The organism is Winogradskyella sp. (assembly GCF_003712105.1).
Classification (GTDB): domain Bacteria; phylum Bacteroidota; class Bacteroidia; order Flavobacteriales; family Flavobacteriaceae; genus Winogradskyella.
The window spans coordinates 293,570-319,328 of sequence record NZ_RHLG01000003.1 but is presented as its reverse complement, the minus strand read 5'-3'; the positions used below and the strand labels follow the sequence as shown (position 1 = coordinate 319,328).

Sequence of the window (25,759 nt, the reverse complement as noted above, 5' to 3'; positions counted from 1 at the left end):
TAATAATAAACACCCATAACAAGAACTTAAAACCACGTTTTAAGTAAAATTATCTGATAAAGATTTTAAAAAGATAGTGTAGGACTAACAATCATCATCGCAGCACTTATCATGTTTTACCCATTTGCACGATAGCACTGCTAATATTGCACCTCCAAATGGTGCAGTAAGGTATAGCCATAAGTGTTCTAAATTGCCAGATATTACTGCTGGAGCTAGAGATCTAGCTGGATTCATCGATGCTTTAGTCATTGGACCTGCAAACATTGCTTCAAGTAGAATGACCGAGCCAACTGCTATTGCTGCCATAGTGCCAATTTCCTTACTTCCTGTAGATACATTAATAATTACTAGCATTAAAAAGAAGGTCAGTAAAAACTCTAAAACAAAAGCTTTATAGGGCTCAAATCCTTCAATTGGATAGGTGTGTCCAAAACTATTTGATTCTGGAAATAGAAACCACAGTATAGCGATTGCCAAAAAAGCACCACCAGTTTGAAATAATATATACCGTGGTACAGTTTTCCAGTTGAATTTTTTTGCAAAGGCGAACGCTACAGTTACTGCAGGATTAAAATGAGCACCAGAAATTTCGCCATAAGCATAAATCATAGCCATAACAATCAAGCCCCATGTGATTGCAACACCTACATGCGAAATAGTGCCACCAGTAATTTCATTAATTGTCATTGCTCCGCAACCACAAAATACCATGGCAAAGGTTCCAATAAATTCAGCTATTTCATTTTTACTCACGTATTTTTTCATTTGTACCATTGTGTTCGTGAATCTTCGATTTCATTATTTAGTGATTTTAGAAAATACATATTTCATTTCAGTAGCTATTTGTATGCTACGCTCTTTGTATTTTTCTGCTTGTTGAGGTGTGTTGTCAAACGCTTTTGGGTCTTCATACCGAACAGGAATTCGTTGTTCTGCACCTGGTATAAATGGGCAGTTTTCATCGGCATGTGAGCAAGTCATCACAGCAGCAAAATTAGTTCTTGGATTAAACTGCGCATCAAAAACTTTAGAAAATACTACAATTGAAGGTCTTTCGTTATCATATTTAATACTGTATACTGGATTATTAGTTTCGGATAACTTATCAATTTCAAATCCTTGTGTTATTAGTGTTTCGCCAACAACAGGAAACATTGCTGTGGCTTCAGTACCGCCAGAATAACAGAATACATTATTAATATCATATTCAGCAGCCATAACTTGAGCCCATATTTGCGATAAATGACTACGTCTAGAATTGTGCGTACAGATAAAATTAAGATTGATAACCTTATTAGAGTTCAATTTACTCTGAATGAAAGCTATAAGTGGCTCAAGTACTTTTTTTCGTTCTTGGCTAATTGTTTCTGTATTCAAATTACGTATTTCCTGTTCAATGTCTTGATACATTTTCTTTATTTGTTATGTTATACACCAATTCGTTTACTTCGTCTTTCCATTAAGACATTATCTTTCCAAATACCATTGAGGCATCCTATTTTTTCTCTATAACCGATAATTCTAAAACCACATTTCTCATGAAGTTTAATACTTGCCAAATTATCTGACATAATGCCACATTGCAAGGTCCAAATTCCATTTTGCTCACTTCTTTCAATAAGTTCTAACAACAGTTTCGTTCCGACTTTTTTGTTCCAATATTTGGGATGAATATAAATGCTTACTTCGGCTACTCCTGCATAAACTTGCCTGTTAGAAACCTTTGTTAGAGCGGACCAACCTAGAATTTCATTATTATGCTCTAAAGCAATTCTGCAAAAAGGTAGATATTTTTTGTTCCATGTTGAAAAGTCAAGAACTTGAGTTTCAAAAGTTGCTATTTTTGTTTCAAGCCCAAGTTTATATATCTCTGCCACTTTTGGATAGTTAGTTTCTGTTATGGCAATAAACTTCATACTAATTTTTTAGCAACATCCCGAATCTGGCGCACAACAACTTGCAGCTTGACTTTGAAGTTCAGATAACTTTAGTTTAGGTTTCTGCGATGGAATACCGCAATTATCTTTTGCAAGGCAATCGGTTTGCTTAGCTAATAACATAAATTTACCATCACTAAATCCTAAATCGTATTTACCAATCGTATTAGATTGATACTCAACTTCGATTTCAGTATCCCTTAAGTTCAGTTTATCTTCAGAGAGATTTATAATGTTTAGTAATTTTTCAGGATGCAGTCTATGATCGTAATCATTAGCTTCCCAAAGTTGAAAATTAATAACACGTTCTTGTCGTAATGTTCCGCCGCAATCAATAAAAGTTTTAGAGATTTTGCCAATTTCGGTGACATGAAAATGTCTTGGCACTAAACTACCGTCTGGTAACTGAAAAGCAATTTCGCTTAGATTGTTAAGGTGTTGTTTTATTTCTGATAGCTTCATTAAATGTAGTTTTAAGGACTGTTATGACAATTAACAGCAATTTGTTTTTACTTCTTGATTAAAAAATGAGTCGAGTAAAATTCGCATTTCATTCCATTTGTCTTGGTTAATGCAGTAGCAAACACTTGTACCTTCGATATTTCCTTTGATCAATCCAAGACGTTTTAGTTCTTTTAAATGCTGAGATATCGTGGCTTGAGCTAAACCAATTTCGTCAACCAAATCACCACAAATGCAGGTGTTTGACTCAAAAAGGTATTGCAAAATGGCCACACGAGCAGGGTGAGCAAATGCTTTGGCAAGATTTGCAATTTCGTTCTGAGTATCAGAAAAAATCTCTGATTTAGTAACTCCCATTTTTATTATTAATTTGTTTATTGCAATATTACGATTAAATAAATTTATTATCAAAACTTTTAGTGATTATTTGAGTAGGAGAAAGATCCATTTTATGGATTTCTTAACATTTTTCGTCTATACGAAGTCGTAATTTTATCCTCTAATAAATTTTAACACCATAAAAAATGAAAAAACTAGCCTTATTTGCCTTTGCATTGACTCTATTATTCTCTGTAAATGCACAAGTTGAAACGCCACAACCAAGCCCTTTTACTAAAATAGAGCAGAAGGTAGGTTTAACAGATGTGACTCTAGAATATTCTCGTCCAAGTATGAAAGGACGTAAAATATTTGGAGATTTAGTGCCATATGGAACAATGTGGAGAGCTGGAGCCAACAAGAATACAACGATTTCTTTTAGTGATGATGTTACTATTGGAGGTACTACATTAAAGGCTGGTTCTTATGCTATTTTTATAGCGCCAAACCAAGACTCATGGGATGTTGTTTTTTACTCTGATACTGAAAATTGGGGAACACCTCAAAATTGGGATGATGCTAAAGTTGCTGCTAAAGCTTCAGCTGAGATCTACAAAATGCCTATGAATGTTGAAACTTGGTCAATAGGTTTTGATGACTTAACTAATAGTTCTGCTAATATTGGTTTTATATGGGAAAATGTTTACGCAAGTGTAAAATTCGAAGTACCAACTGACACTAAAGTAACTGCTTCTATCGATAGAGTTATGGCTGGTCCTGCACCAAATGACTATTACGCAGCTGCAGTCTATAATTTATCTGAAGGTAAAAATTTAGAAAAAGCAATGAAGTGGATTGATAAAGCTGTAGAAATGACAAGCGAGCAACCAAGATTTTGGTACTTAAGACAACAGTCTCTTATCCATGCAGCTAATGGTGATAAGAAAGGTGCTATTGAGGCAGCTAAAAAATCATTAGAAGGTGCTAAAGCAAGTGGAAATGCTGATTATATAAAATTGAATACAGACTCTCTAAAAGAATGGGGTGCTTTGTAATTGAGTTTTAATTATACTATACAAAAAGCGACTCTATTGAGTCGCTTTTTTATTTCTTCGATTGAAAGCCTTGCACTATATGGGTAATAATAATCACTAGGACGCAACCAAATAGATTCAGCCATAAATATGGCATCCAATCGTACCACCAGCCGATTATAATAATCGCTTGCGTAATGATTGCACCAGTGAACACTGCATTACCTTTAATATATTTAAAGAAAAAGGCTAAAAGAAATATACCTAAAACATTACCATAAAATATAGAACCTATGATGTTAACAAGCTGAATTAAGTTTTCAGCAAGATTAGCAAAACAGGCAATAATAATTGCTACAATTCCCCAAAGTAAAGTAAACCATTTAGTGACCTTTACCATACCAGCTTCATTCTTCTTTATTTTTAGATTTCTGCCATACAAATCAATGGATGTAATAGTAGCAAGCGCATTTATTTCTGATGCGGTAGATGACATAGCAGCTGATAGAATTACAGCCAACAGTAAACCAATTAAACCTTTTGGCAAATGATTTAGTATGAATCGGATGAACATATAATCTCTATCATTTGTCCGTGTATCTTTTGCAGCAGATTTATACAACTCTTCTAGTTCATCAGATTTTGAAATATACAACTCACTATCTGGGTTAGATTTTAAAGACTCAACCTCAGATACAAGAGCATTATACTTTGATGTATAAGCAGTATCAATGGCTTTTTTAATCAGGAACTTAGATTCTAACCTATAAGTTTTTTCAATACTATCGAGCTTCGACACTTGAAGTTTTAAGTCGGTATTTTCGTTTTTTGCTAGTTGAAGACTTATACTTTTCTTTTCATTAAAAAGAATCGTTTGCTTTTCTTGAAGCGCTCTGTATTCGCTTGCATATTCCGAGGCCAGAACTTTTTCAGTCGAGGCATCTATAAAATTAAGAGGTGCTGGGTTGAATTGATAAAATACAAACACCATAATACCTACTAGCAAGATGAAGAACTGCATTGGTACTTTAAGCAAACCGTTAAAGATTAATCCCATTTGCATTTCCTTCATGCTTTTACCAGAAAGATAGCGCTGTACTTGGCTTTGATCTGTTCCGAAATAGGATAAGGCCAAAAACGTACCGCCTATTAAACCAGACCAAACTGTATATCTGTTTTCTAAATCAAAAGAAAAATCTAAAACCTCCATACGACCATTTGCACCAGCAATTTCAATAGCATCGGTGAATGATACTTCATCTGGGATAAGCTGAAGCGTTATAAATAATGCAGCAAGCATCCCAGCGAATATTACAAACATTTGCTGTTTTTGCGTCACAGTTACTGCTTTTGTACCACCAGAAACAGTATAGATAATAACCAGTACACCTATAATAATATTGAGGTAAACCACTTTAATACCTAATACAATAGATAGTATAATAGCAGGCGCAAAAATCGTGATTCCGGCTGCTAAACCTCTTTGAATAAGAAATAATATTGCTGTTAGGCTTCGTGTCTTTAAATCGAATCTATCTTCAAGGAATTCGTATGCAGTAAATACCTTTAATCTATGGTAGAGTGGAATGAATACCAAGCAAATTATTACCATTGCTATAGGTAGTCCAAAATAAAATTGAACAAATCCCATTCCGTCAGAAAAAGCCTGACCTGTTGTTGATAGGAATGTAATTGCACTGGCTTGAGTAGCCATTACAGATAGCCCAATAGTCCACCATTTTGTAGAATTACCACCTTTAATATAATCTTGAACAGTTTTATTATTTCGTGTTACCCATGTACCATAACCCACAATAGTTAATAGGGTAGCTGTAAGCACCGTCCAATCTATCCAACTTAATGCCATACTAAAATGCTTGAGTTATGAGATAAAACAAAATGATATAAATGAAGTTAGCCACAAGCACTAACGTATACGATTTAAGCCAAGGTTGTTTTTTAGGAGATTGATCTTGCATGGTTTGATTTAGTCGTTAAGTTTTGTTTTAGGATTATCTTCTTTCCCAGCCGATAAAAGATTGGCAAATAAGCGATACGCTCCAGAAACACCAGCAGGAAATTCTCTAAAGAAGCTTAAACCTGTATAGATATAATTGCCTTTACCATATTTTGCTATAAGTAAACTTCCCTTTTTAGGAGATTCGCCTTTATCATTTGCAGATAGTAAAGGTGTAAACTCTTTAGACCAATTGTTTGGAAAATATAGGCCTCGTTCTTGAACCCAACCTTCAAAATCTCTTTCGCTTATTTTATTTGGAAAGTTTAGTAGTGGATGGTCTGGTTCTAGTATGGTTATCTCAGCATTTTCATCTGTAACTCGGTCTCTAGATAGTGATAAATCATAAGGTGCAATATTATCTACTTTTATTCTTCGGCTAGTATTGTATTGTACAATAAGATTTCCGCCAGACTCCACATAGTTGAATAAATCATTTTGCTTAAACTTTAACTCATCAAGAATGTTATATGCTCTAATCCCAACAACGATGGCATCAAAATCTCTAATATTATCGGTAGAAATTTGTTCAGGTTTAATAATAGTCACGTTATAACCAACTTGTCTTAAACTTTCTGGTACAACATCACCGGCACCTTCGATATAGCCAATGTTAGTACCTTTTTTCTGAATATCTAATCGTACCAATTTGCTTTCACTTGGTAGATATACCGTTTGAAAAGGAATATGACTATAATCTATTTCTACAAGCTCTTTAGAATATACTTTATCAGCAATGAACACCTTTGGTTTAATAATGCCTTCACTTTGATTTTTAGGTGGAATAACAGTAAAAACTAAGGTTTGTGATTCTCCTTTTTGAGCGAGGTTGATCTTTTGCTTATCTGGATAAATGCTCCAATCATTTGGATAATCCATTTGCACATAACCATTAAGGTCATTTGCACCCGCAGTAATAGTTACTTCTATATCTTTTTGCTTGTCATTTTCAAAAATGAAAACCTTGTCTTTAAGTTTTGCGGACACCGGTGGCACAATTTCGAAAGGTCGATACAATTCTCCTTTGTCCGGTTTTGAGTAACGATATACAATAGGTTTTGTAATAGGTATTACTACGTTTTCTATATTTAAATTGAAGGTCACATTAATAGCTCTTGGCGTCTCTGGTTTACCAATCAATTGCTGATCATCTACAGTGTACATGCCTAAGCTACTTTTTGTATTTAGCCAATATGCAGAGGTATAATTTATACTTTCTGGAATGGTAATTTCCTCAGTTAAATTAATTCTATTATTCTCTGAAAGCGATATATTTTTAAGTACAGTATTATCTAAAGCGGTTAAATCGTACGATATCAGTTTTATATCAGAGTTGCTACGATTTAGAAGTTCCATTCTTAATTGAACAGTTTCATTTTTACTAGTGGTAGGTGTATTTGCTGAAGCTTCAAGGTATAACCCTGCACTAGCCTGAATAATCGATTTTAATTCTTCAGACTTAATGGTTTTCCAATGGTTATCTTCAATATTTTGAAGCATTTGGTAAGCTCTAACTAGTTCAGGAAGATGCGCCGAAGGATTTTTGAAATTAAAATTTTCTTCGACGTTTTCTAGAATACTACCAATTGCATTTCCGCCTTTAACTCTGTTCCAGCTAATGTCTATTCCTGCAAATGGGTTATTAGTACCATCTAAAGGTTCACCATTTAATAGCTCTATATATTCATCTTGAGTACCACGCTGAGTTAAGCGTCCAAACCCTTGGCACAAATGTTGACTACTAGCGATGGAAGCAATTTCGTTATTAGAAAGACCTCTATTCGCATAATACACGCCAATATCAAAGTTTAGCATATTACTTTTATCAGCCTTTTCAAAATTTTCTCTACTACCATAAAACCACCAAGAAGTATTAAAGAAAATACGTTTTGGTTGCCAAGTTTCGGTATACTCAAGTTGTTTTGGATACACAGTGTTATCGTTTACTAAATCAAAAGCTTCAAGGCTTAACATTGCAGAAGTTGTATGATGTCCGTGAGTAGTGCCAGGAGTTCTATGGTCGAACCTGTTAATAATAATGTCTGGCTTAAACTGTCTTATATTCCATACCACATCAGCAAGTACTTGATTCTTATCCCAAATAGAAAGTGTTTCGTCTGGATGTTTTGAAAACCCAAAGTCATTAGCTCTAGAAAATAATTGTTCGCCACCATCTACACGTCTTGCAGCTAATAATTCCTGAGTACGCATTATGCCTAAAAGTTCTCTTAGCTCAGGTCCAATTAAATTTTGTCCGCCATCACCTCGAGTTAAAGATAGATATGCAGTCCTTGCCTTTAAATTGTTAGCCATATAGGCTATTAATCTGGTATTTTCATCATCAGGATGCGCAGCAACATACATAACAGATGCTAAAACATTTAGCTTTTGTATGGCATCATAAATTTCTGAAGCGTTTAGTTTTTTTGGTTGCTGTGCGTTTGCTATAAAGACCAGCGCCAGTAGCGCTATAATACTAAGTTTTATGCGGTGCATATTGATGTTAGTTTGTTACTTTCCAAAGGTAAAAAAGTAAGACTACCACCTACAGTATTTTAGAATTATTTAACTGTTATTGAACGTAGTTTGAATACGTTTTTAATCGTTCAATGCATCCTTTTCAAGGAGTGTTACTGCCTTTTGAAGAATAAGATTATTGGGATAAGTAACTAAGTCGCCATTATCTTCTCTAAGTATGAGTTGAAAAGCTCTGATGTCTTCTATAATAGCTTCTACAGGATAATCTTTATCGTGTATTTTAATTTTATCACCGACTTTGTACGGAAATGAGAAAAACATTATCACACCAGAAGTAACATTACTAAGAATTGACCATATTGCAAATAATGCAATACCTAAAACGGCAAATATTGACGAAAAAAGTAAGGTGATGTCATGAACATTTATTCCGATAACAAAGGCTTCTACCAGCAGTGCAATTAATAATAAAGCATATGTAATGTAACGACCTACAAGCTTTGCACGAGCTTCACTGGTGCCACTTTTTCTTCCAATACGTTTTACAGTCAAAACAATAATACCTCTTACAATTATAAATAGCGCAAGAAGTAATAGCGAATAAAGAACTCTTTCTTGATGGTTCTGAAAAAAATCAAGCATATACTGGGGTTTTTCTACAACAAATGTAAGATAAAACGAAATGTCCAGATTTACGGTTCTTTTGGAAGAATATTTAGTAGGTAATGGGCTTCAAAGACTATTTGAGCTTGAGAGTTTCTCTTAAGCTTTCGTCTGCGTTACTGTTTTTACCCCAATACGCAGATTTTATTGTCTTAAGCTTTTCTGCTCTTGTGGTTAACAGATTAGCATTTGGTCCATAGCCACTAGGAGAAGTTTCATTCCATCCGTATATCTCATAGGGAAATTCTAGATTGAATTTAATATTCAATCTTCTGTTTAATTCAGGATAGTATATCGTGTAGACATTACCTTTTAGAGTCGTATTGGCTTCATAAGCTTTAAAGGGTATATGTCTAAGTCTTATGAACTCTAGAGATGGAATCATCATTGTTTTTCCCATTGGTAAAGCGTTAGGATTAATACGTAATTGGGTCCAAATTTCGTTTTCAGTGATTGCTTTTTCGATATTAAAGTTTTGATCAGCTTCACTCTGAAAGTAGGAGTGCGTTGTGACTTCAAAATTATCTCTATTATTCAACTGTGTGTATGCATGACCACACCATTCTTGTATTGAAGCAGAAACTTTAATAGCATGTTGATTATTTGCAACAGGAAAGAATGTACTCTGCATTATTGAGTATGGATAAATCCCGGTATTAAAATTTTTGGTAGCATTAAGTTTTAATATAGACACATTGTCTTTACTGTAATTATCTGCTTTTACTTGCTTTTCTGGTAAAAAATCTTCAGTAACAAAAACCATTACAGCTGTACCTTGTCTTATTTCGCCATATCTCGCTTGCTCTAATTTGTAAGACGTAATCTCTGCTTCTCCAGCATACCAATAGTCATTAAAGTCTTTATTTGGCTTAAATTCTGGGGTTGAAACTTTAATTGGTGTTGGTTCTGCACTAGCAATATTAGCATCATTTCCTTTTATAGCTAATTCTTCTTTGCATGAAATAGCTATGACCAAAGCACACATAAAGCTCACGAATACTGCAAGACCTTTGAGGGAATTATTCATTTTCAATTTTTGTTTTAAAAATACGAAGTTAATTAGCACTAACCATGTTAATTAACGTTTCGTAAAGTAAATCAGTAGGTAAGCCAACTACATTATTATAAGAGCCTTCTATTTTTGAAATACCAATAGCACCAATCCATTCTTGAATACCATAAGCACCTGCTTTATCATACGGTTTAAAGGTGTTGATATAGTACCAAATCTGATCTTCTGTTAAATTCTTAAAATAAACCTTTGTGGTTGCATTAACTATCGTTTGCATGTCAGTAGTCGTAAAGCATATAGAAGAAATAACATCGTGATGTGTATTACTTAGACTTTTAATCATCTTAAATGCATCACCAGCATCTTTAGGTTTGCCCAGTGCTTGGTTGTTGTGCCAGACAATAGTATCACTTGTAATTAAAATATCATTAGGTTGAAGCGCATTCAAAAAAGGCTCAGATTTAAGTTTTGCTAAATAGTCAGATATTTGTTCACCTTTAAGATGCTTAGGAAAGATTTCGTCTATTGGTTTTAATTGTATTTCAAAATCTAAATCCAACGCTTTGAAAAATTGATGGCGTCTCGGAGAACCAGAAGCTAAAATAATACGATATGATTTAAGCACGTCTTTTAGCATTATTTGAGTAGCATAAATTGAAACAGTAACAGTGATAAGATTCCAGTAAGCATAACCAATTTTAAAACTGTACTTATATGTTTAAATACTTTTTTATGTTCAGCTGAAAATAGTTTAATAGACACATAAAGCATTGGTGCAATAATTAGAAACAATACATAACCAATTGCAAGTTGTTGCTTATATAAATTGTTTACCAGATAGAGAATGATTATTACTAATGGAATTAAGGATAACACAAAAGCAATTTTTACGGCTCTAGTTCTACCAAATAGTATTGGTAAGCTTTTTACACCAATTTTATAATCGCCATCCACATCTTCTATATCTTTTACGAGTTCTCTTAATAGGTTGAGCATGAATGCGAAAATTGCATAATCTTTTATAAGGTCTAAAAAGAATAACTGCGATACTTGGTTAGATTCTGTAACGGCGGGAATTAAATCAAAAATGCCCACCAGAAGAATACTTAAACTTACCAAACCAGCAATAATAATATTACCTACTAACAGTATTTTTTTTAAGTAGGTAGAATACATATATAAAAGTGCAGATGTAATAATGAATAGTACGAAAAAACTAGGTTTGCCAACAGCTCTAGAAATTAAAAAGCCGCAGATAACACCTATCATATTTAGAATAATAAATAGGCGAGTGGCACTTTTTTCTGAAATATGCTTGCCAATGATAACAGCTTCGGGCTTATTGATATTATCAGCTTCAATATCTTCAATGTCATTAATAATATATCCTGCAGCAGCAATGCAAACTGTAGCAAATACCAAAAGCAAAAACCCTAAATGAGTTAATGAAGTACCAATGCCATAGTCAAGCTTCAAAGGTTCTAAAAGCGCATACTTAAATAGTACTTGAGCAAGTATTAAAAGCAGAAGATTTTTCCAGCGAATGAGTTTAAGAAAATGGAGCATTGTTTACTTTTGACTAATGTTAATCATACTTCGCATCAAAATTCCCGTTCCATTTACCTTGGACTTTTAATACCTGTTCAATAACATCTCTAACAGCCCCTTTTCCACCGTCTTTATGGGATATATATTTTGATATGGCTTTAATTTCTGGAGCAGCATCTTGTGGACAGCAAGGCAAACCAGCAAGTTTCATTACTGGATAATCTGGGATATCATCACCCATATAAAGCACTTCAGAAGTATCAATAGTATTTGATGTAAGGTATTCTTGTAACTGTTCAATCTTATTATGCGCTCCAAGGTAAATATCTTTAATGCCTAAACCGGCCAAACGTTTACGAACTCCTTCATTAGAGCCTCCAGAAATAATACACATATTATACCCAGCGTCCACAGCTGTTTTTAGTGCAAATCCGTCTTTTATATTCATGGTTCTTAACATTTCACCATCAGTAGTAACGGTTATTGTACCATCAGTCAATACGCCATCTACATCAAAAATGAATGAGGTGATTTGACTTAGATATTCTTTGTAGCTTTTATCTTGAGTTTCTTCCATACTTTATCTTTATACTAATTCAATAGCTTCATTAGTCTGTTTTATGATTCGAATTTTTTCGGTTGCTGAGCCTAGTCGAAGTACCATGAGTTTTTTGTATTGAAGCTGTTAAAAGTTCGTATATCGTTTTATGAGCTTCAGATTCTATTTGTTTTAAATGCCGCTTTATGGTTTTTTTATCATTTCGCTTTGCTGGTCCTGTTTGTGCCATATATGGCGAAATATCCTGAACTTTCTTAGCAGTCTCTAAAATTAGTGGTTTTAATATCTCAAAATTAATGCTTTTTGCATCACTAATTTCGTGTGCAATACGGTATAATTGATTCGTAAAATTATTCACAAATACAGCAGATAAATGTAGAGTTTGGCGTTGCTCGGTCGATATTTTATACGATTTGCTTCCTATAGCTGATGCTAAATCTTTCAATAACTGTAACCTTAATTTATCTTCTGTTTCAATACAAAATGGTACATCTTCAAAACTAATATCCGAAGTTTTCGAAAATGTCTGTAATGGGTAAAATACACCTCGTGTATTTTTCTTATCCATATCGTGCATACTAACACTGCCAGAAGTATGTACTACAAACCTATCTGAAAATGGTAGTTGTTTGGACATATTTGATATGGCATCATCACTTATTGCAAAAATATAGATGTCTGCTTCCTTTAAATTAGAAAGTGAGTCAATGACTTCAGTATCATTTTTATACGATTTAATAGCTTCGTAATTACGATTATACCACTGCTTCAATACAACAGTATCCGAAGATTTAAATGCTTTAAATAGGTGTGTAGCTACATTGCCAGCTCCAAGAAGTACTACTGAAATCATGTTGTAAAAATACTAAGATTTTAAAATGTAGTCATAGTTGGTTTTGAATTAAAAATTAAATTTGACATATGGATAAACCTGACATTAAATCACCTGAGGATATTTACCTTCTCGTTTCAGAATTTTACAAAAAGGTAAGACATGATAAAGAGCTTGGTCCTTTTTTTAATAACTCAATTAAAGATTGGGATGCACATTTTGAGCATTTAACAGCGTTCTGGGAATCGAACTTGTTCTTGGAAACTAAATATTTTGGTAATCCATTAGATGTACATATTAAAGTAGATAAAGCCAACTCTAACAGCATTACAGAGCTTCATTTTGGTTTATGGCTAAATCTGTGGTATCAGACAATAGATGAATTATATCAAGGCGAATATGCCGATATGGCAAAGAGAAGAGCTCGAAAAATGGGAACATTCATGTACTTGAAAATTTTTGAAGCCCGAAATCAATAACCAAGTTACCTAATTCATACATTTACGTTTCATACAATTATTAAAAGAAAATAGAATGAAACTAATCAAAGAATTTAAAGAGTTTGCTGTTAAGGGTAACATGATGGATATGGCCGTTGGTATTATTATAGGTGCAGCGTTCAATAAGGTTATCGATGTTTTGGCCAAACAGGTGTTATTGCCACCATTATCATTATTATCTGATGGTTTAAGCTTTCAGGATAAAAAAGTGATATTACGTGACGAAGTTTTGGATGCTAGTGGTGGCGTAACTCTAAGCGAAGTGGCTATTGCTTACGGTGCATTATTAGAAGTGTTCCTAGATTTTTTAATCATAGGATTTACCATTTTCTTGGTAGTGAAATTTATGAACAGATTAAAACGCAAAGCTCAAGATACCGAGGATACTACTGTAGTAACTCCAAAAGACATAGAATTACTCTCGAAACTTAATAATTTAATGGAGGAACAAAATGCCATTTTAAAGGCACAGAAAGGTTCATAATTTTTGAAAGAATTTTAACAACTTTTAGGCATTAGTAAACCTAAATAAAATCAGCTAAAAGCATTATCTTTGCACGAGCTAAAAATGAGCTATTCGCATGCAAAAGAAAATCGCTAACATTCTATTTTCCACAAGACTTACTGCTGTTTTATTTATTGTATTTGCTGTTTCTATGGCAGTTGGTACTTTTTTAGATTCTCCTCTTGCAGGTAATCCAACAGATGCTTCTCCAACACCTTATTCAAGACAACTCGTATACAATACATGGTGGTTTGAAGCTATTATGGTATTTTTTGTAATAAATTTTGTGGGTAATATTTTTAGATTTCGTTTATGGCGAAAAGAAAAATGGGCCACTCTAACATTACATTTATCTTTCATTTTTATTTTGGTTGGCGCATTTATAACACGATATATTGGTTATGAAGGCGCGATGGCTATCCGTGAAGGTGCTACGGAAAGCCAAATGTTATCGCTTAAGACTTACATCAAAGGGCGAATCATTGGTGATTTTGAAATTAATGGACAGCTCGTGCAAAGAAACTTTGAGCGCGAAGTTGATTTCTCGCCACGCCTTGATAATGATTTTTCCGAAACCTACATGTATGGTGAAACACCAGTGACCTTTACGCTAAAAGAATTTATTCAGGGAGCAGAAAAAGACATTGTACCATCTGATACAGGCGAAAAATATCTTAAAATAGTTGAAGCTGGTGGCGGAAAACCACATAATCATTTCTTGAAAGAAGGTGAGACACAAAGTATACACAATATTTTATTTACTCTAAATAAGTACCAAGAAGGTGCAATTAATATCACAGATACTGACGAAGGCTTATTTATAAACTCACCTTATGATGGTGAGTATTTAACTATGGCGACGATGAGCCAAGGCACTTTAGTTAAAGATAGTTTACAGCGATTAGCATTACGTTCGAGGTATATTATAGAAAGCCTTCAAATGGTATTCCCAAAGCCAGTTGTTAAAGGTGAGTTTGCTGTGGTTAAAAAATCTCAATTACTTAAAAATGATGAGGATGGAATTATTCTCGATGTTACGGCAAATGGAGAGACTAAAGAAGTTGGATTAATTGGAGGTCAGGGCAGTTATAATGGATTTGAAGATGTAAATGTTGGTGGATTAGACATTTCTGTTCAATATGGATCAAAAGTTATAGAGTTACCTTTTTCTGTAAAGTTAAATGATTTCATTGCCGAAAAGTATCCAGGCACCGAAAATCAATATTCATCTTTTGAAAGTAAGGTTACAGTTGTTGATCAAGAGCAAGGAGACTTTGATTACCATATTTATATGAATAATATCTTGGACCATCGTGGATATCGTTTTTTTCAATCCGGTTTTGACCCAGATGAAAGAGGCACAATATTATCTGTTAATCATGATATGTGGGGCACATATATTACCTATACAGGATATATGCTTTTATATTTTGGGTTGTTAGCTATCATGTTTGCCAAACATACGCGATTCGATGAGCTAAGACAACAACTTAAAAGGCTTAAAAAGAAAAAGGCTAAAATGCTCACAAGCTTACTTCTTTTATTTACGATTTCTTCTTTTGGGCAACAACATTCTGCCAATGATGGTCATAACCATGGCTTAGAAATATCAAAAGCACAGATAGACTCAATCTTAAGGGCTAATATTACACCTAAGTCGCATTCCGATAAATTTGCTGAGGTTGTGATACAAGATGTCACCGGACGTATGATGCCAATGCATACGTTTGCTTCTCAGATACTTCGTAAACTAAGTAAAAGTGATACCTATGAGGAGTTTGATGCTACCCAAGTATTACTCTCTATGCAAGAAAGTCCACAGTTATGGAGTAACACACCATTGATTTACCTAAGACCTATGGAAGCGGATTCTATTCGCAGTATTATAGGTGTAGATAAATCTGTAAAGCATGCTAGGTTTGTTGATTTTTTTACAGAAAGTGGGTTTTACAAATTAGAACCTTATTTAGAAGAAGCCTATAGAGCAACTATACCAACTGCGCACCAAAAGAAATTTAGAGAAACCAACGATAGAGTACGCTTGCTTTTTAGTATGATTGAAGGGAATTCTTTAAAACTGTTTCCTGTTCCTAATGACGAAGGCAACGATTGGATATCTTCTGATGAATATAGATTGGGTAATTATAAGAGTAAAATAAAGGATTCACTTTACGGAAACTTCATTAATAACGGTTTCAGCGCGTATCTGTTGACTTTAAATCAAGGCAAAAGCACAGGCGATTTTTCTCAAGCTGAAGCTTTACTTAAAGGGTTTAAAAAATCACAAACCAAATATGGTGCTGAGGTAATGTTGTCAGACCAAAAGATTAAAGCTGAAATAGCATATAACAAGTATGATATTTTCAAGAAGTTATTTAGCTGGTATATGTATGCCGGAACGCTATTGTTTATTGTATTAATTGTACAAATATTTAAATATAATAGTAAGCTAATAGCGAATTTAGTCAAAGGTTTGATTGCTATAATTATTTTGCTGTTTATACTACATACTGGCGGCCTAATACTACGTTGGTATTTGTCTGGTCATGCACCTTGGAGTGATGCTTACGAATCTATAATTTATGTGTCGTGGTCAGTAATGCTTTTCGGAATTTTATTATCTCGTGGTAAGAATAAAAGCAATTCTGCTGGTTTGGGTAGTACTATAGCTTCGGCTATGATACCAATTTATGGTGTTTTTCAAAAAGACTCATCTCATTTAACGCTAGCGGCTTCAGCATTTATTACATCAATGATGTTAATGATTGCACATTGGAATTGGATGGACCCAGCCATTGCCAATTTACAACCTGTTTTAAATAGTTATTGGCTTATGATTCATGTTGCGGTAATAGTTGCAAGTTATGGACCATTTGCACTCGGAATGATACTAGGTCTAGTAGCGCTATTACTTATGATTTTTACTACAAAATCAAATAAGAACCGAATGAGCTACCATATAAAAGAGCTTACTATTATAAATGAATTGGCGCTTACTGTTGGTTTAGTAATGCTTACCATAGGAAACTTTTTAGGAGGTATGTGGGCTAATGAAAGTTGGGGTCGCTATTGGGGTTGGGATCCAAAAGAAACATGGGCATTAATAAGTATTATGGTATATGCTTTTGTTATACATATGAGATTAATTCCAGGACTACGAAGTAAGTGGTTGTATAGTTTAATGTCTGTATTGGCATTTGCTAGTGTTTTGATGACTTATTTTGGGGTGAATTTTTATTTAGCCGGATTACACTCCTACGCTAGTGGTGACCAAATATTAAGTCTACAGTTTATAGTAATTGCACTTGCTATTATAGCTATAATTTCAGTTTTTGCTTACCGTAAGTATAAAGTGCACTACTAAGAATCTTGTAACGCATTGTAATTCTACAATTTTCCTTAACTTGTAGTCATCAAACTAACCATTTAGATGAATTACTTCAAGAAGTTAGGCACAGCAAATCTTTTAATGTTGTTGCTCTGTGCGGCTATTATTATCGTAGCTGAGTATCTTTTTTTAACTGGTGATAAATTACACGGTATTTTTGTTGGGCTTTGGGCACCAACGCTTTTAGGTGTAATGATTTACCTTAAACTACTAGATAATGGAAGCAGATGAAATAGTATTTTGGTTTTCGATTGTGGTTTCAGGCCTAGTAGTCATTTGGGCTTACTTTGTTATCAGAGCCTACAATAACATTGGTAAAAAAGAATAGATAATTTACTAATCGATTTTCTTAACTCAAAAATGAAACTTGTACTAAAGTTAGCAGCAGTTTATAACATAATTTGGGGTGCTTGGGTTGTATTATTTCCAGATCATTTTTTCGAATTAGTTGGTATGGAACCGTTAAATCACCCCATGGTTTGGCAAGGAATGGGAATGGTTATTGGCGTATACGGCATTGGATATTGGTGGGCTTCGTACGATCCAATGCGGCATTGGCCAATTGTAGCAGTTGGATTTTTAGGAAAAATATTTGGTCCGCTAGGCTTCATCTTTAATTATATCAATGGAGATGTGCCATTTCAGTTTATTTATACATTAATTACCAATGATTTTATCTGGTGGATTCCTTTCTTGCTTATACTTAGAAAAGTTCATCGTGAGTATAACTGGAAACTAAAATGATTAAGATTCTACGTGTTGTTTTAGTAGCTTTTTACCTTATTGCTGGTAGTTATCACTTTATTAATCCTAATTTTTATTATCCATTAATACCAGATTACTTACCATATCATGATATTATCAATTCAGTCAGCGGGTTATTAGAAATTGTGTTGGCTGTTGGTGTGATTTTTCCAAAAACGAGACTTATGTCTACTTATGGTATTATACTAATGTTAATTGCATTTATACCTTCTCATATATATTTTATTCAACAGCAATCGTGTGTTGATAACTCTTTATGTGTTCCTGAATGGTTAGCCTGGGTAAGACTATTAATCGTTCATCCACTATTTATATTTTGGGCTTGGTTAATAAGAAATGATTAATCATTATGAGTATAGACTTATGTAAATTAGTATTCGATACAGGGACTTTAGTCTTAATCTGGTTAGTTCAATTAGTCATCTATCCCAGTTTTTTATTCTATTCAGAGGAAGATTTAAAGCATTGGCATATTAAGTATACAAAGCGAATCAGTGTAGTTGTTTTACCATTAATGCTAGCACAATTGATTTTTAGTGGCTTTCAAGTATATATAGCACAGAACTTGTATACTATAGTAAATTTGGCTTTATTGATTGTTATTTGGGCGATAACCTTTGGAGTTTTTGTACCTATTCATAATGGTATTAGTAAAAATTCTGCTACTAAAATAGAACTTGTTAAATTGGTTAATTATAATTGGTACAGAACTCTATTATGGACAATAGTATTTGCATTAAGTTTTTTTAATTTCATTTCTAATTAAAAAATAAATTGCATATTTGTACCATTATGATTGCATAAGTCTACCATTCGGAAAATAATTTTGCACTTCAAGCAAAAGACAAGAGTTGAACAGTTTTTATGTTCAACAATCATCAATATATATTATTTTAAAAATGCAATCATCACAAAAAATTACAATAAAACAGTTTTTTAATTACCTAAAACTAGCAGTAACGGGTAAAGAACAAGACTTTACATCAGGAAGTATTCGCAGAGCAGTTTTTATGCTTTCTATACCTATGATTCTAGAAATGCTTATGGAATCTATCTTCGCTATTGTAGATATTTTCTATGTTTCAAGAGTTAGTGTCAATGCAGTGGCTACGATTGGCCTGACCGAATCGGTCATAACTCTTGTATATGCCTTGGCCATCGGCTTAAGTATGGCAGCTACGGCAATTGTGGCGCGGAGAATAGGTGAGAAGGATAGAGAAGGCGCATCGCAAGCCGCAGTGCAAGTTATCTTTTTAGGTGTCATTATTGCCGCAGGCGTAAGTGTAGTTGGTATCCTGTATCCAAAAGAGATTTTGGCTTTAATGGGTGGCGAACCTGATTTAATTGCCGAAGGCTACGGTTATACTCAGGTATTACTAGGCGGAAATGTAACAATCATGTTACTATTTTTAATCAATGCTATTTTTAGAGGCGCTGGTGATGCCTCAATTGCTATGTGGGTATTAATAGTTTCTAATGGATTGAACATTATTTTAGACCCTATTTTTATTTTTGGTCTTGGACCAATTCAAGCATATGGAGTAGAAGGCGCAGCTATAGCAACTACAATAGGCAGAGGAACAGCAGTAGTTTTTCAGTTACTAGTTCTATTTTATGGTTGGAGTAAAATAAAAGTAGCCTTTAAGGATTTAGTGCTAAGAATCTCTGTAATGCTGAATTTAATTAAAGTATCACTTGGCGGTATTGGTCAATTCTTGATAGGGACATCATCTTGGGTATTTTTAATGCGTATTATGAGCGAATTTGGTAGCGAAGTTCTTGCAGGATATACTATAGCAATTAGGGTTATGATGTTTACGCTTATGCCTGCTTGGGGAATGAGTAATGCTGCAGCTACCTTAGTAGGTCAAAATTTAGGTGCTCAAAAACCAGATAGAGCAGAACAATCAGTATGGAAAACAGGCAAGTACAGCGCAATATTTATGGGTTTTGTATCTATTATTTATCTCATTTTTGCTCCACAGATTATATCTTGGTTTACCCAAGAAGCAGAAGTCATTAAAAATGGTGCTTTGTGTCTTAGAATCATCGCAGCAGGTTATGTCTTTTATGGCTACGGAATGGTAATTATTAATGCTTTTAATGGTTCTGGTGATACGACAACACCAACCTGGATTAATTTTATTTGCTTCTGGCTTTTTCAATTACCTTTTGCATATATCATGGCTTTAAATTTTGATTTTGGACCACTTGGTGTGTTCATGGCAATCACACTTGCTGAAGTTCTCATAACGGTTTTGGGCTTAATTTGGTTTAAAAAAGGTAAATGGAAATCAGTTAAAGTATAATAGTATATTTCTTTTCGTTAATTTTAGCTTTTATTAAAAAAATATGACAAAGAAAAAATTAGGAACTAATACTATTTGTGCTCACATTGGTGAGGTAAAAGACGAACAATTTAAAGGTGCTGTATCACCAATGTATTTAAGTTCTTCATACGAATTTTTAGATGTTGATGTAAAGCGTTACCCGAGATATTTTAATACGCCTAATCAAGAGTTTTTAGCTAAAAAAATTGCAGCTTTAGAGCATGCTGAAGCTGCAATTATTTTTGGTTCAGGTATGGCTGCAATCAGTACAATGTTTTTGGCTTTTTTACAAAAAGGAGATCATTTAGTCGTTCAAAACACGTTATATGGCGGAACTGTAAATTTTATAAAAGAAGAGTTCCCTAAGTATGGTATCGAGTACACGTTTACTGATGGTTATACAGTAGAAGATTTTGAGAATGCAATAAAGACTAACACAAAGCTTATCCATTTAGAGAGTCCATCTAATCCTTTATTAACTATCACAGACGTAAGAGCTGTTGCAGAATTAGGTAAGTCAAAACATATACTAACTTCTATTGATAATACATTCGCATCACCTATTAATCAGAAGCCTATTGACTTGGGAATAGATTTGGTAATGCATTCGGCAACCAAATATTTTGGCGGTCATAGTGATATTTGCGCTGGTGCAGTAACTGGATCTCAAGAGCATATTGATAAGATATGGAATGTGGCTAAAAATTTGGGTGGAAGTTTAAGCGATATGACGGTTTGGATGCTAGAGCGTAGTATGAAAACATTAGGCTTAAGAGTCAAAGCTCAAACCAAAAATGCCTTGAAAATGGCCAAATGGCTTAATAAACATCCTAAAATCTCTAAGGTGTTTTATCCAGGTCTAAAGTCGCATCCTGAGTATAAATTAGCAAAGTCACAAATGGAAGGATTTGGTGCTATGTTATCTTTTGAACTTTCGGATGATTTAGATTCGTATCAGTTTCAAAAGAAACTGAAATTAATAAAGTCTTCAATGAGTTTAGCAGGTATAGAAAGTACAGTGATATCTCCTCACTTAACATCTCACGCATTATTAACTCCTGAAGAAAGGAGAAATGTTGGCATAAGTGATCAACTCATTCGTTTTTCGGTAGGTATTGAGGATGTTAAAGATCTGAAACGTGATATAAATCAAGCCATTAAAAAAATTGAAAACAAATGAAACTAGATATTTTAGCTTTTGGTGCACATCCTGATGACGTAGAACTTGGTTGTGGTGCTGTTATTGCAAAAGAAGTTTCCAAAGGCAGAAAAGTTGGTATTATAGATTTAACTCGTGGCGAACTAGGAACTCGTGGTACTGCCGAAACACGAGACGAAGAAGCTGCTATTGCTGCAAAAATTCTAGGTGTTGAAATACGAGAAAATTTAGGATTTGCAGATGGCTTTTTTACGAACGATAAAGCACACCAGTTAGAGATCATAAAAATGATAAGGCTTTACCGACCAGAAATTGTACTATGTAATGCTGTTGAAGATAGACATATAGATCACGGAAAAGGGAGTAAGCTTGTGAGTGATGCCTGTTTTCTTAGTGGGTTGGTAAAGATAGACACTGAATTTGATGGGAGACCTCAAGAACAATGGCGACCAAGACTTGTGTACCATTACATACAATGGAAAGATTTAGAGCCAGATATAGCTATAGATGTTACTGGTTTTATAGATAAAAAAATGGAAGCAGTTCTTGCTTATAAAACTCAATTTTACGACCCAAATAGTAAAGAACCTGAGACTCCTATTTCTAGCAAGAACTTTACCGATAGTATAATTTATAGATCACGAAATCTAGGTAGATTAATAGGTGTAGAACATGCTGAAGGTTTTACAGTTGAACGTTACCCAGCAACAGACAGTTTATTAGATTTAATATAGGTGGATTAAGCTTAAGTTTTTAAAATTATAGCGTTTTAAACGATATATTTATTTAATAAATCTAACAGTTTTACTGATATTATTGTCTCCTTTAAGATTTAGTATATATACGCCTTTATTAAGATATCCAACATTGATAGCGTTATTAATTATACTACCTGTACGTATCAATTTTCCTGTTATATCATGAATTGTAAACCTATTGAAAGTTGTAGATGAATCTACTCTTATTATACTTTCAACAGGATTTGGATAAACTCTGAAATCATTATTTAATTCGGGCGAGTTTATACTTAATACCCCATTAAACCAATCAAACCATAAATCTTCATTTACACCAATAATATCATCAGTTTGATTTATACCAACACCACTTGAGCCATTGTTAAATATGATATTTATGCTTTCTATGTTAGTAAAAGTATATTTATACCATTCACTATCATGTAATTCCATTGTTATACCAGGCCAATTACCATCACTTAGTACACCATTAGGAGAGGCGTTCCACCAATAAACATTTGGAGTTGTTGTCCAGTCACTTGGTGGTCTAAAAAATACGGTAAAGCTATCAAGATCTTCGAAAGTGTAATTTTCAGTCTTTACGCTTGAGTCATCTCCATTAGAATTTTGTGCAAAAGCTTTTAATGTTGTAGTTGAATTCAACTGTATATTAACAGCATTGGTTGCAGAAGATGAACTCGTTGTAGGTTCAGTGCCATCTATTGTGTAATAAATAGTTGGGTTCGGAAATGATGAATCTGTTGCCGTAACTGTAACATCTACGGTTGATCCATTTGCAAAAGTACCACCAAGAGGATTTATAGTTAAACAGGGTTGAGTAATATTTGGGTTAGAAATCCAGCTCATAGAATCCCACTCGTAATAGGCTTCACCAGAAGCAGATAAATCAACAGTTTGATTAGTTCCTAGACCATCATTAAAAATAATATTAGTTGATGCAACACCAACAAACTCATAGCTATACCAGCCATCACATGCTTCAATCATATCAACACCCGGCCACGCAGCATCTTCTAAAACACCATCAGGTAGAATATCCCACCAGTAAACTTTTGGTGCAGAAGTCCAAGAATCTGGAGGTTTAAAATAAACGGTAAAGCCATCGACGTCTCCAATGAAATACGTCTTTGTTACAATATTAGACTGGTTATTATCTACATCTACTGCAAAGGCTTTAAACGTTGTTGTTTCAGTAATATTAATTGTTGTTTGTTGGTTAACAGACGGAGAGCTAGTTGTAGGCTCTGACTCATCAGTTGTATAATAAAGTGTTGGGTTTGGATCTGTTGAATCTGATGCCAAAATCGTCACATCCAAAGGATCAGGAGAGAAATTATTTTCAGGTAAAAAACTTACAGTAGGATTAACATCTAGATTTTCTCCAACCCATACATGTTGAATCTTTGATTTTGTGACGTTTCCATTGTTGTCTGTGATTTCGACATAATAATCTACAAGAACTTCAGATAAACCAGTAATCTCAGCATGATACTGATTTGCAATATGTTCTGGTAAAACAAAGAAATCTATTTCAGGATCATTTGTAATATTAGTTTTAGGAAATATGCGCTCAATCATAGTTAGACTTTCCCAGTTCCCAACAGAATTTCCTCCAGCATAAGTTTCATTATCGTTATTACTTAAGGGATTAACGCCGTCATTATCGATACGATATTTTAATTCAGCTGATGCAATACCATTCACATCATGAGCAAATGTCCAAACCGTAAAATCAGCAGAGTTAAGATGTTGCTGATATCCATAAGTCGGACCAAATCCTATCTCCCCAGGATTATAAGGATAGCGCTGAGGAATAAAAACAGATGGTGGCGTAGCATCAACGCCAGGATTTGAATCAATAACATCTTGTGCATAGTCTACTGCATTATTAGATGCAATAGTTTGTTTAATTTCCATGTCTATGGACTTGCCATAATACATGTATCCACTCGTATAACCTGGTAATAGTGCATGCCATGCTAATTCTGCTTTTGAAGAACTAACAGAAGGATTTACAATATCTGCTATGTCTGTGTTACCTTCTAAATCTTCAGCCATTATAACATAATTTTCAGCTGCAGTTAAAACTGCCCAATTGCGAGCATCTTCAGTCCAACCATTTGGATCAAACTCAAATTCCGATGTATACATTGGCCACAGCCAATTAATAAACTGAGGACTTCCCCAATCGTTTTCTGCATTAAACCAAGACCCATCTTCGACTTTAACTATATCAGATTCAGATACAGGATGATCGTTTAAAAACTGTTGAATTGTAGTAGGAGAGTAGCCTTGACTAGCAGCAGCATTAGAAAAATTTTGTACTGCTTGCTGATAATAACTTGCACCGCCACCCCAAGCATTATCACCATCATGCGCTAATAATACAATTGAAGGATGATTAGGGTCATCGTAAGGTGCAATATTTGCATCTAATTCTCCTGTGCCTTGCTCACTAAAACCGTCACGATAGCTTAGTAAATCTGCCATTGGGACTACTGTGAGTTTATATTCTTGACCTGTTTCAGGATTTACATATTTTGCTTTATGAGCTTGATAGCTATAAGGAGCAGCAAATGTACCACCACGGCCATCGATTTGTCCACTCCACCAATTGGTTCCATTTGTAGTTACTTTATCTGCGAGATTTGGAGGATTTGTATTTACACCCGATGTTCCAAAAGTCACGGGGTAATCATTTAATGTTCTTGACAAATGACTATTGGCAATAATCGACCATTCAAATCCTTCTTCAACTAAAACTTGAATAATTCGCTCTGAAAAAGAACACTCAGCAGGCCAATACCCAGGTGATATGTTTCCATTAAAATAGTTTTGCACAATGTATTTATGACCTTGAATTTCTTTACGTAACACGCGATCACTTATTAGTGGTGATAGGGCATGATGCCAAGTAAAACCAGTTACATCCATTCGAGGAAAACCACCAGAGGTTTGCCAACCCTGAGCTTCAATCACTGAAGCTGTCCAGTTAGGAACATAACCCCAAGCTCCTGCGTCAGAAAGTGACTGAATATTTTCTATTAGACAACCTCCATAATTAACTTGTGCACCAGCATCAGGAAGACTAGTGATACTGTTTATAGAGTTTCGAGCTTCCCATTGGTAAACATTAACACGATCAGGTTTGCTAAATATTTCTTCTAGATCGTTTAAAGGGTGAGCTATTCCGTCAGCATATATATTTCCCCCATTGAATTTTAGTTGTTGAGATTCCCATACTTTTTGATATTCATATGGGTTAGAGACGCTTTTGTCTGGCCAATAAATGGGCTGTTGTAAATGCCATAGATAGGATGTGTGTACTTGCCCATAAAACCAAAAAGAGAACACTAAAAAAAAGGGAAAAACAAAGTAATTCTTTTTCATATATATCTAAAATTCATCCTGTAATTCAAGCGATTGAACTAGAATAATATTGAATTTTATTTAATAAAACTAATTTGAATTTCACTACAACGTTGTAGTTT

General features: G+C 34.2%; 25 protein-coding genes. 11 read left to right on the top strand and 14 right to left on the bottom strand.

The genetic code is table 11. From position 1 onward, the window contains the following. Nucleotides 1–84 precede the first annotated feature (84 nt). Genes ED556_RS09360 through ED556_RS09340 form a run of 5 tightly spaced genes read right to left on the bottom strand, consistent with a single transcriptional unit; the run spans nt 85 to nt 2,759 of the window. Nucleotides 85–768 (bottom strand): aquaporin, encoded by a 684-nt coding sequence (locus ED556_RS09360; protein ID WP_296322627.1) that lies wholly within the window; start codon nt 766–768, stop codon nt 85–87. Nucleotides 769–801: 33 nt separating this feature from the next. After that, nucleotides 802–1,413: a protein-tyrosine-phosphatase gene (locus ED556_RS09355; RefSeq protein ID WP_296322624.1), complete on the bottom strand. Its 612-nt coding sequence runs from the start codon at nt 1,411–1,413 to the stop codon at nt 802–804. A gap of 17 nt (nt 1,414–1,430) precedes the next feature. After that, complete coding sequence (locus tag ED556_RS09350; RefSeq protein WP_296322621.1) at nt 1,431–1,919, bottom strand: GNAT family N-acetyltransferase; 489 nt, start codon at nt 1,917–1,919, stop codon at nt 1,431–1,433. A 9-nt stretch (nt 1,920–1,928) separates the two neighbouring features. Beyond that, on the bottom strand, nt 1,929–2,402 hold the full coding sequence (locus ED556_RS09345; protein WP_296322618.1) for a DUF6428 family protein: 474 nt from the start codon (nt 2,400–2,402) through the stop codon (nt 1,929–1,931). A 30-nt stretch (nt 2,403–2,432) separates the two neighbouring features. Beyond that, the gene (locus ED556_RS09340; protein WP_296322615.1) at nt 2,433–2,759 is read right to left on the bottom strand and encodes a metalloregulator ArsR/SmtB family transcription factor; all 327 of its coding nucleotides are present in this window, start codon (nt 2,757–2,759) and stop codon (nt 2,433–2,435) included. A gap of 167 nt (nt 2,760–2,926) precedes the next feature. On the opposite strand from ED556_RS09340, the gene ED556_RS09335 reads away from it, so the two are divergent. Further along, nucleotides 2,927–3,775, top strand: coding sequence for a DUF2911 domain-containing protein (locus ED556_RS09335; RefSeq protein WP_296322613.1), 849 nt, complete (start codon nt 2,927–2,929; stop codon nt 3,773–3,775). 49 nt (nt 3,776–3,824) lie between these two features. Here the strand turns inward: ED556_RS09335 and ED556_RS09330 are convergent, their stop codons facing one another. From ED556_RS09330 to ED556_RS09295, 8 genes are all read right to left on the bottom strand, one after another. Then, nucleotides 3,825–5,621 (bottom strand): sodium:solute symporter, encoded by a 1,797-nt coding sequence (locus ED556_RS09330; protein WP_296322610.1) that lies wholly within the window; start codon nt 5,619–5,621, stop codon nt 3,825–3,827. 120 nt (nt 5,622–5,741) lie between these two features. After that, nucleotides 5,742–8,267 (bottom strand): PIG-L family deacetylase, encoded by a 2,526-nt coding sequence (locus ED556_RS09325; RefSeq protein ID WP_296322607.1) that lies wholly within the window; start codon nt 8,265–8,267, stop codon nt 5,742–5,744. 102 nt (nt 8,268–8,369) lie between these two features. Next, nucleotides 8,370–8,891, bottom strand: coding sequence for a mechanosensitive ion channel domain-containing protein (locus tag ED556_RS09320; RefSeq protein WP_296322605.1), 522 nt, complete (start codon nt 8,889–8,891; stop codon nt 8,370–8,372). 97 nt (nt 8,892–8,988) lie between these two features. Further along, complete coding sequence (locus ED556_RS09315; protein ID WP_296322602.1) at nt 8,989–9,939, bottom strand: septum formation inhibitor Maf; 951 nt, start codon at nt 9,937–9,939, stop codon at nt 8,989–8,991. Between the two features lie 28 nt (nt 9,940–9,967). Continuing rightward, entirely contained in the window at nt 9,968–10,561 is a 594-nt protein-coding gene (locus ED556_RS09310; protein WP_296322599.1) for a Maf-like protein, read from the bottom strand. Beyond that, nucleotides 10,561–11,490, bottom strand: coding sequence for a geranylgeranylglycerol-phosphate geranylgeranyltransferase (locus ED556_RS09305; protein WP_296322596.1), 930 nt, complete (start codon nt 11,488–11,490; stop codon nt 10,561–10,563). The genes ED556_RS09310 and ED556_RS09305 overlap by 1 nt, the downstream gene beginning before the upstream one ends. A 19-nt stretch (nt 11,491–11,509) precedes the next feature. Next, nucleotides 11,510–12,049 carry an HAD family hydrolase gene (locus ED556_RS09300; RefSeq protein ID WP_296322593.1) on the bottom strand — a complete coding sequence of 180 codons (540 nt, stop codon included), beginning with the start codon at nt 12,047–12,049 and terminating at the stop codon, nt 11,510–11,512. A 31-nt stretch (nt 12,050–12,080) separates the two neighbouring features. Further along, nucleotides 12,081–12,884, bottom strand: a complete 804-nt coding sequence (locus ED556_RS09295; protein WP_296322591.1) for a Rossmann-like and DUF2520 domain-containing protein — start codon at nt 12,882–12,884, stop codon at nt 12,081–12,083. Between the two features lie 68 nt (nt 12,885–12,952). On the opposite strand from ED556_RS09295, the gene ED556_RS09290 reads away from it, so the two are divergent. The 10 genes from ED556_RS09290 to bshB1 all read left to right on the top strand — a co-directional run bounded on the left by ED556_RS09290 (nt 12,953) and on the right by bshB1 (nt 22,244). After that, nucleotides 12,953–13,342 (top strand): group III truncated hemoglobin, encoded by a 390-nt coding sequence (locus ED556_RS09290; protein ID WP_296322588.1) that lies wholly within the window; start codon nt 12,953–12,955, stop codon nt 13,340–13,342. 55 nt (nt 13,343–13,397) lie between these two features. Further along, the gene (mscL, locus tag ED556_RS09285) at nt 13,398–13,847 is read left to right on the top strand and encodes a large conductance mechanosensitive channel protein MscL (protein ID WP_296322585.1); all 450 of its coding nucleotides are present in this window, start codon (nt 13,398–13,400) and stop codon (nt 13,845–13,847) included. Nucleotides 13,848–13,944: 97 nt separating this feature from the next. After that, nucleotides 13,945–17,232 carry a cytochrome c biogenesis protein CcsA gene (ccsA, locus tag ED556_RS09280; protein WP_296322582.1) on the top strand — a complete coding sequence of 1,096 codons (3,288 nt, stop codon included), beginning with the start codon at nt 13,945–13,947 and terminating at the stop codon, nt 17,230–17,232. Between the two features lie 66 nt (nt 17,233–17,298). Then, a complete protein-coding gene (locus tag ED556_RS09275) occupies nt 17,299–17,487 on the top strand; it encodes a hypothetical protein (protein ID WP_296322579.1) in 189 nt (62 codons plus the stop codon). A gap of 129 nt (nt 17,488–17,616) precedes the next feature. After that, the gene (locus ED556_RS09270; protein ID WP_296322578.1) at nt 17,617–18,000 is read left to right on the top strand and encodes an alkyl hydroperoxide reductase; all 384 of its coding nucleotides are present in this window, start codon (nt 17,617–17,619) and stop codon (nt 17,998–18,000) included. After that, a complete protein-coding gene (locus ED556_RS09265) occupies nt 17,997–18,365 on the top strand; it encodes a hypothetical protein (RefSeq protein ID WP_296322576.1) in 369 nt (122 codons plus the stop codon). The genes ED556_RS09270 and ED556_RS09265 overlap by 4 nt, the downstream gene beginning before the upstream one ends. 5 nt (nt 18,366–18,370) lie before the next feature. Continuing rightward, nucleotides 18,371–18,787 (top strand): hypothetical protein, encoded by a 417-nt coding sequence (locus tag ED556_RS09260; RefSeq protein ID WP_296322575.1) that lies wholly within the window; start codon nt 18,371–18,373, stop codon nt 18,785–18,787. 133 nt (nt 18,788–18,920) lie between these two features. Further along, nucleotides 18,921–20,330 carry an MATE family efflux transporter gene (locus ED556_RS09255; RefSeq protein ID WP_296322572.1) on the top strand — a complete coding sequence of 470 codons (1,410 nt, stop codon included), beginning with the start codon at nt 18,921–18,923 and terminating at the stop codon, nt 20,328–20,330. 43 nt (nt 20,331–20,373) lie between these two features. Continuing rightward, nucleotides 20,374–21,531: a PLP-dependent aspartate aminotransferase family protein gene (locus ED556_RS09250; protein ID WP_296322570.1), complete on the top strand. Its 1,158-nt coding sequence runs from the start codon at nt 20,374–20,376 to the stop codon at nt 21,529–21,531. Beyond that, nucleotides 21,528–22,244: a bacillithiol biosynthesis deacetylase BshB1 gene (gene bshB1, locus ED556_RS09245; RefSeq protein ID WP_296322567.1), complete on the top strand. Its 717-nt coding sequence runs from the start codon at nt 21,528–21,530 to the stop codon at nt 22,242–22,244. The genes ED556_RS09250 and bshB1 overlap by 4 nt, the downstream gene beginning before the upstream one ends. Before the next feature lie 48 nt (nt 22,245–22,292). On the opposite strand, the gene ED556_RS09240 is transcribed toward bshB1, so the two are convergent. After that, nucleotides 22,293–25,658 (bottom strand): starch-binding protein, encoded by a 3,366-nt coding sequence (locus ED556_RS09240; RefSeq protein ID WP_296322564.1) that lies wholly within the window; start codon nt 25,656–25,658, stop codon nt 22,293–22,295. Nucleotides 25,659–25,759: the final 101 nt, after the last annotated feature.

Bases quoted from the DNA above. Each gene is read 5' to 3' on its own strand.
- ED556_RS09360 (WP_296322627.1), bottom strand. From the start codon at position 768: ATGAAAAAATACGTGAGTAAAAATGAAATAGCTGAATTTATTGGAACC.
- ED556_RS09355 (WP_296322624.1), bottom strand. From the start codon at position 1,413: ATGTATCAAGACATTGAACAGGAAATACGTAATTTGAATACAGAAACA.
- ED556_RS09350 (WP_296322621.1), bottom strand. From the start codon at position 1,919: ATGAAGTTTATTGCCATAACAGAAACTAACTATCCAAAAGTGGCAGAG.
- ED556_RS09345 (WP_296322618.1), bottom strand. From the start codon at position 2,402: ATGAAGCTATCAGAAATAAAACAACACCTTAACAATCTAAGCGAAATT.
- ED556_RS09340 (WP_296322615.1), bottom strand. From the start codon at position 2,759: ATGGGAGTTACTAAATCAGAGATTTTTTCTGATACTCAGAACGAAATT.
- ED556_RS09335 (WP_296322613.1), top strand. From the start codon at position 2,927: ATGAAAAAACTAGCCTTATTTGCCTTTGCATTGACTCTATTATTCTCT.
- ED556_RS09330 (WP_296322610.1), bottom strand. From the start codon at position 5,621: ATGGCATTAAGTTGGATAGATTGGACGGTGCTTACAGCTACCCTATTA.
- ED556_RS09325 (WP_296322607.1), bottom strand. From the start codon at position 8,267: ATGCACCGCATAAAACTTAGTATTATAGCGCTACTGGCGCTGGTCTTT.
- ED556_RS09320 (WP_296322605.1), bottom strand. From the start codon at position 8,891: ATGCTTGATTTTTTTCAGAACCATCAAGAAAGAGTTCTTTATTCGCTA.
- ED556_RS09315 (WP_296322602.1), bottom strand. From the start codon at position 9,939: ATGAATAATTCCCTCAAAGGTCTTGCAGTATTCGTGAGCTTTATGTGT.
- ED556_RS09310 (WP_296322599.1), bottom strand. From the start codon at position 10,561: ATGCTAAAAGACGTGCTTAAATCATATCGTATTATTTTAGCTTCTGGT.
- ED556_RS09305 (WP_296322596.1), bottom strand. From the start codon at position 11,490: ATGCTCCATTTTCTTAAACTCATTCGCTGGAAAAATCTTCTGCTTTTA.
- ED556_RS09300 (WP_296322593.1), bottom strand. From the start codon at position 12,049: ATGGAAGAAACTCAAGATAAAAGCTACAAAGAATATCTAAGTCAAATC.
- ED556_RS09295 (WP_296322591.1), bottom strand. From the start codon at position 12,884: ATGATTTCAGTAGTACTTCTTGGAGCTGGCAATGTAGCTACACACCTA.
- ED556_RS09290 (WP_296322588.1), top strand. From the start codon at position 12,953: ATGGATAAACCTGACATTAAATCACCTGAGGATATTTACCTTCTCGTT.
- mscL (WP_296322585.1), top strand. From the start codon at position 13,398: ATGAAACTAATCAAAGAATTTAAAGAGTTTGCTGTTAAGGGTAACATG.
- ccsA (WP_296322582.1), top strand. From the start codon at position 13,945: ATGCAAAAGAAAATCGCTAACATTCTATTTTCCACAAGACTTACTGCT.
- ED556_RS09275 (WP_296322579.1), top strand. From the start codon at position 17,299: ATGAATTACTTCAAGAAGTTAGGCACAGCAAATCTTTTAATGTTGTTG.
- ED556_RS09270 (WP_296322578.1), top strand. From the start codon at position 17,617: ATGAAACTTGTACTAAAGTTAGCAGCAGTTTATAACATAATTTGGGGT.
- ED556_RS09265 (WP_296322576.1), top strand. From the start codon at position 17,997: ATGATTAAGATTCTACGTGTTGTTTTAGTAGCTTTTTACCTTATTGCT.
- ED556_RS09260 (WP_296322575.1), top strand. From the start codon at position 18,371: ATGAGTATAGACTTATGTAAATTAGTATTCGATACAGGGACTTTAGTC.
- ED556_RS09255 (WP_296322572.1), top strand. From the start codon at position 18,921: ATGCAATCATCACAAAAAATTACAATAAAACAGTTTTTTAATTACCTA.
- ED556_RS09250 (WP_296322570.1), top strand. From the start codon at position 20,374: ATGACAAAGAAAAAATTAGGAACTAATACTATTTGTGCTCACATTGGT.
- bshB1 (WP_296322567.1), top strand. From the start codon at position 21,528: ATGAAACTAGATATTTTAGCTTTTGGTGCACATCCTGATGACGTAGAA.
- ED556_RS09240 (WP_296322564.1), bottom strand. From the start codon at position 25,658: ATGAAAAAGAATTACTTTGTTTTTCCCTTTTTTTTAGTGTTCTCTTTT.